Genomic DNA, 4,550 nt, shown 5'->3' on the forward strand with positions numbered 1-4,550 from the left:
GGGTGAGGATGTAGGGCGCGGCGTAGAAAAGGTAGTAGCCCTGCGTGACGCCCACCGACTGCAGCGCCGGGCCGAGCGCGCCGGCGCCGCCGAACAGGAGCGCTGCGGCAAAGCAGCCAAGCGGATTCCAGCGCGCGAAGATGACCAGCGCCACCGCCATCAGTCCTTGGCCCGACGAGATGCGCTCGGTCCAGCTGCCGGGATAGTAGAGCGACAGGTAGGCGCCGCCGATGCCGGCCAGCGCGCCGCCGACGCCTGTGGCGAGCAGCCGCACCGTGTTGGGATTGAGGCCCATGGCGCGCGCCGCGTCGGCGCTGTCGCCGACCACGCGCACGATCAGGCCGACGCGCGTGTTGCGGAAGGCCCACCAGAGGAAGACGGCAAGTGCGGCACCGATCAGGAACAGCACGTTGACGTTGAGCGCCGCCTGCACCTGCGGGATGTCGGACCAGTTGCCGAACGGGATCGCCGGCAGGTCGGGCGCCGAAGGCTGGATGAACGGCTTGCCGAAGAAGAAGGCGAGCCCGGTGCCGAACAGCATCAGGGCGATGCCGATGGCGATGTCGTTGACCTTCGGGAATTTGCAGATCCAGCCGTGGAAGAGGCCGAAGCAGAGGCCGGCGAGCGCCGCGGCCAGAAGGCCGAGCCATGGCGAGCCGGTCATTACCGCGATCGCGTAGGCGCTCATGGCGCCGAACACCAGCGTGCCTTCGAGGCCGAGATTGATGCGGCCGGAACGCTCGGTGATGGCCTCGCCGAGCGAGACGAAGATGAAGGGGGTGGAGACGCGGATAGCCCCGCCCAGCATGGCGAGCGGCACGCCCCACAGTCCGATGTCGGTCGTTTCCATCAGACATTTCCCTTCAAAAAATGGGGCCTCTGCCAGAGGTCCGGGTTGAAGAGCTTTAAGCGGCCGTAGAAGGTCTCGCTGAACAGGACGACGATGAACAGCATGCCCTGCAGCACCAGGACAGTTGCGTCGGGCAGGTCCATGCGGCGCTGGATCAGTCCGCCGGACGCGTCGATGCCGCCAAGCAGGATGGCGACAGGGATGATGGCAAGTGGGTTGTGGCGGGCGAGGAAGGCGACGGGGATGCCGGTATAGCCGTAGCCGGCGGCAAGCGGGCCGTTGGCGCTGCCCTGCACCGCCGCGACCTCCAGCATGCCGGCGAGGCCGGCGAAACCGCCCGCCAGCGCGGTGAAGCCGACGATCAGCGGTCCGACGGCAAGGCCCTGGACCTGCGCGGCCCTGACATTGCCGCCGGCGATGCGGGCGGCAAAACCCCAGCGGGTCTTCTCGATCAGCAGCCAGGAGAGCACGCAGGCGAGGATGCCGACCACGAGACCCCAATGCACCTCCATGCCCGGTATGTTGCCGATGCGGTAGATGTCGGCCAGCGGCTGGGTCGAGGGTTTATTCAGCGAGGCCGGGTCGCGCAGCGGCCCTTCCACCAGATGGTTCATCAGCGCGATGGCTATATAGGCCATCAGCAGGCTGGAGATGGTCTCGTTGACGGCTCGGTAATGGCGGAGCGCGCCGACGACACCTATCCAGATGCCGCCGGCGGCTGCGCCCCCCACGCCCATGAGGAGGATTACGAGGAAGGACGGCGCGCCGTTCAGCGCGACGCCGATGGCGGCTGCGGCGACGCCGCCCAGCACGATCGCGCCTTCGCCGCCGATGACGACCAGGCCAAGGCGCGCCGGCAGCGCCACGCACAGCGCCGCAAGCAGGAGCGGCGCGCCGCGCGACAGGGAGTTCTGGATCGAGAACCAGGAGCCGAAGCCGCCCCGCCACATCGTCTCATAAAGCTGCACCGGCGACTTGCCGACAGCCAGGATGAACAGGCTGAACAGCACCATGCCGACGACCATCGCCGCGAGCGGAATGACGAAGGCCTCCGCCCGCCTCGCGGTCCATTCGAGCGCCGCCCGGTATCCCCTGGCGTCGAGGATGGTCCGCACGTCCGGGCTGCTCACAGTGTCCGCCATATCCCGTCTCCTCGGCCTGCTTGAAGCGTGCCTCAAGCTCTTGCTCGGATGCATGTCGTCATCCCAAAACCGCTGCGCAGTTTTGGGCGACACGCAATGCCTCAGGCTGTCGAGCCGACGACGCCCTCGACGAGATAGTCCATGCTTTCGAGCTCGATGGCGGTCTCAACGAAGGCCTGGCCTTCGGTCGCGACAACGGCGCCCTTGTTGCTCTTCAACGGGCCCTTGATGACGGAGAAGCCGCCCTTCATCATTTCGGCCAATGTCGCGTCGAACTGCTTGCGCGCGGCTTCGCCAACGGCGGGGCCGAGCGGGCTCATCTTGACGAAGCCGTCGGCCAGTCCGCCGCGGGTGAAATTGGGCAGCGGCTTGCCGGCGATGAGGTCGTCGACGAACATCTTGTAGACCTTGGCCCAGTTCCACTCCGCGCCGGTCAGGTATTTTTCCGGCGCCAGCGGGCTCTGGTTGGCGTGGTAGCCGCAGATGAAGGCGCCGCGGCCGGCGGCGGTCTCGACCACCACCTTGGGGCTGTCGACATGGCAGGTGACGACGTCGGCGCCCTGGTCGATCAGCGCATTGGTGGCCTCGGCCTCCTTCACCGCCAGCGACCACTCGCCGGTAAAGATCACCTGGCAAGTGATCGCCGGATCGACTGAGCGGGCGCCGAGCAGGAAGGAGTTGATGTTGAGCAGGACCTGCGGGATCGGCTTGGCGGCGACGAAGCCGAGCTTCTTCGACTTGCTGGTGTGGCCGGCGACGACGCCGTTCAGGTACTGGCCCATGCCGATATAGCCGAAATAGGAGCCGGCGTTCATCGGGTGCTTGTCCTTGTTCCACATGCCGCCGCAATGGCGGAACTGCACGTCGGGGAACTTGGCGCACATGGCCAGCATATGCGGATCGAAATAGCCGAAGGAGGTCGGGAAGATCAGCGAGGCGCCGTCGAGATTGATCATCGATTCCATCGTCTTCTGGACGTCGACCGTCTCGGGGACGTTCTCTTCCTCGACAATGGAGATGCCTTCGACCCCCTTCAGCGACGCCGCGCCTTCGGCATGCGCCTGGTTGTAGCCATAGTCGTCCTTCGGGCCGACATAGATGAAGCCGACGGTGGCGGCGGCGGCGCGCGCCGCGCGGATCGGAAAGGCCGCCGAGGCCAGACCGAGCGCCGCCCCGGCGGCGGAGGTCTTGAGCAGATCGCGGCGGCTAAGCATGAATTTCCCGGTCATATCGAATGCTCCCCTTTCTTGGACCCCTGATGGGGTCGGTTAACACCTCTTCAAGAAAGTGCATGCAATCGCTGTGCCAGTTCCTTTTTTTGATTTTCCGTAATAAAATCAATAAATGAATTTAGAAGACATGCATAAACCAAAGGCAAGTGCATGCACTTTTTGCCTGATAAATGATCAATTTGACATTGAGGTCAAAATCTAGGCATACAGGGATGCGGCCTTGAGTCGAAACAGCCCGTGGACCGTCCACCTCGCGGGCCGTCCGCAATAAACTGGGCGGAGGAGACGTGTCGGGAAAGCGTGGCTTGGTCAGGTCGGGCACGACCGTGGATCAGATGGTGCGGGCGATCGCGGACCGCATCGTCACCGGCTATCTGCGTCCCGGCGAAAAGCTCGACGAGGGCTCGCTCGCCGCCCGCTTCGACGTTTCGCGCACGCCGGTCCGGGAGGCGCTCAGCCAGTTGAGCGCCATTGGGCTGGTCGAGAGGCGGCCCAACCGAGGCGCCATCGTCGCCGTGGTCACGCAGGAGCATCTGGCCTCGATGTTCGAGAGCATGGCCGAGCTGGAGGCGATCTGCGCCCGCTTCTCCGCCGAGCGCATGACCGGCGCCGAGCGTCGCTCGCTGGAGATGGAGCATCAGGCGTCGGCGCGCATGGTGCAGCTCGGCGCCGAGGAGGACTACGAATATTTCAACACCGAGTTCCACAGCAGGCTCTATCGCGGCGCCCACAACACGCATATCCACGATCTGACGGTGGCGACCCGCAGCCGGCTGGCGCCGTTCCGGCGCGCGCAATTCATGCTGCCGGGCCGGCTGGCCAAGTCCTGGCAGGAGCATGATGTGATCGTCACCGCGATCATGCGCGGTGACGCGGCAGCGGCGGGCAAGGCGGCCCGGGATCATGTCTCGATCGTCAGCGAGGCGAGCGCGGTGTTCGCGACCGTCGATCCGGCGGAATCGAGGCTCAGCCGATCCGCGCGTCGATGATCTCGACCGGACAGGCGCTGGTGGTCGACGGCGGCGAGAGCATCGGCTGATCTGGTCCAGCAAAGCGGACTTGCGCCAGCGGCGATGATCGGTCAAATCATAAGCTCACTTTGACAGGATCAGTCATGCAAGCTGCAAAACAGCAATACCGCGCCAGGCATTTTGTTGCCTGCGGTATTTCGTTTGCGCGCGCGGGATACCACTGATCATGCGCTGCTGCCGCCACGAGAACCTGCAGCGCGCGGAGGAGACGAAGGTCGGCTCGCATGTCGTTCGCGACGGCTGGACCGAAGGGGTGCAAGGCGCGTTGCACCCGGCCCTTCGGCCGGCCATCAGG

At 65.3% G+C, this 4,550-nt stretch carries 4 protein-coding genes; 1 reads left to right on the top strand and 3 read right to left on the bottom strand.

Annotated features, from left to right (window positions below; all coding sequences use genetic code 11):
- The 3 genes from EOA24_RS28345 to EOA24_RS28355 all read right to left on the bottom strand — a co-directional run.
- A partial coding sequence (locus EOA24_RS28345; protein WP_133374647.1) for an ABC transporter permease occupies positions 1-850 on the bottom strand: 850 nt, incomplete at its 3' end.
- Positions 850-1,992, bottom strand: coding sequence for an ABC transporter permease (locus EOA24_RS28350; RefSeq protein WP_127410310.1), 1,143 nt, complete (start codon positions 1,990-1,992; stop codon positions 850-852). The genes EOA24_RS28350 and EOA24_RS28345, both read right to left, overlap by 1 nt.
- Before the next feature lie 101 nt (positions 1,993-2,093).
- On the bottom strand, positions 2,094-3,221 hold the full coding sequence (locus EOA24_RS28355; protein ID WP_126081114.1) for a BMP family ABC transporter substrate-binding protein: 1,128 nt from the start codon (positions 3,219-3,221) through the stop codon (positions 2,094-2,096).
- Between the two features lie 338 nt (positions 3,222-3,559).
- Here EOA24_RS28355 and EOA24_RS28360 point away from each other — a divergent pair, with 338 nt between their 5' ends.
- Positions 3,560-4,213 carry a GntR family transcriptional regulator gene (locus EOA24_RS28360; RefSeq protein WP_245467373.1) on the top strand — a complete coding sequence of 218 codons (654 nt, stop codon included), beginning with the start codon at positions 3,560-3,562 and terminating at the stop codon, positions 4,211-4,213.
- The last annotated feature ends 337 nt before the right edge of the window (positions 4,214-4,550 follow it).

Source organism: Mesorhizobium sp. M2A.F.Ca.ET.039.01.1.1, assembly GCF_003998035.1.
Classification (GTDB): domain Bacteria; phylum Pseudomonadota; class Alphaproteobacteria; order Rhizobiales; family Rhizobiaceae; genus Mesorhizobium.

Excerpts from the sequence above, each read along its gene's own strand:
- EOA24_RS28350 (WP_127410310.1), bottom strand. The coding sequence starts at position 1,992 with ATGGCGGACACTGTGAGCAGCCCGGACGTGCGGACCATCCTCGACGCC.
- EOA24_RS28355 (WP_126081114.1), bottom strand. The coding sequence starts at position 3,221 with ATGACCGGGAAATTCATGCTTAGCCGCCGCGATCTGCTCAAGACCTCC.
- EOA24_RS28360 (WP_245467373.1), top strand. The coding sequence starts at position 3,560 with ATGGTGCGGGCGATCGCGGACCGCATCGTCACCGGCTATCTGCGTCCC.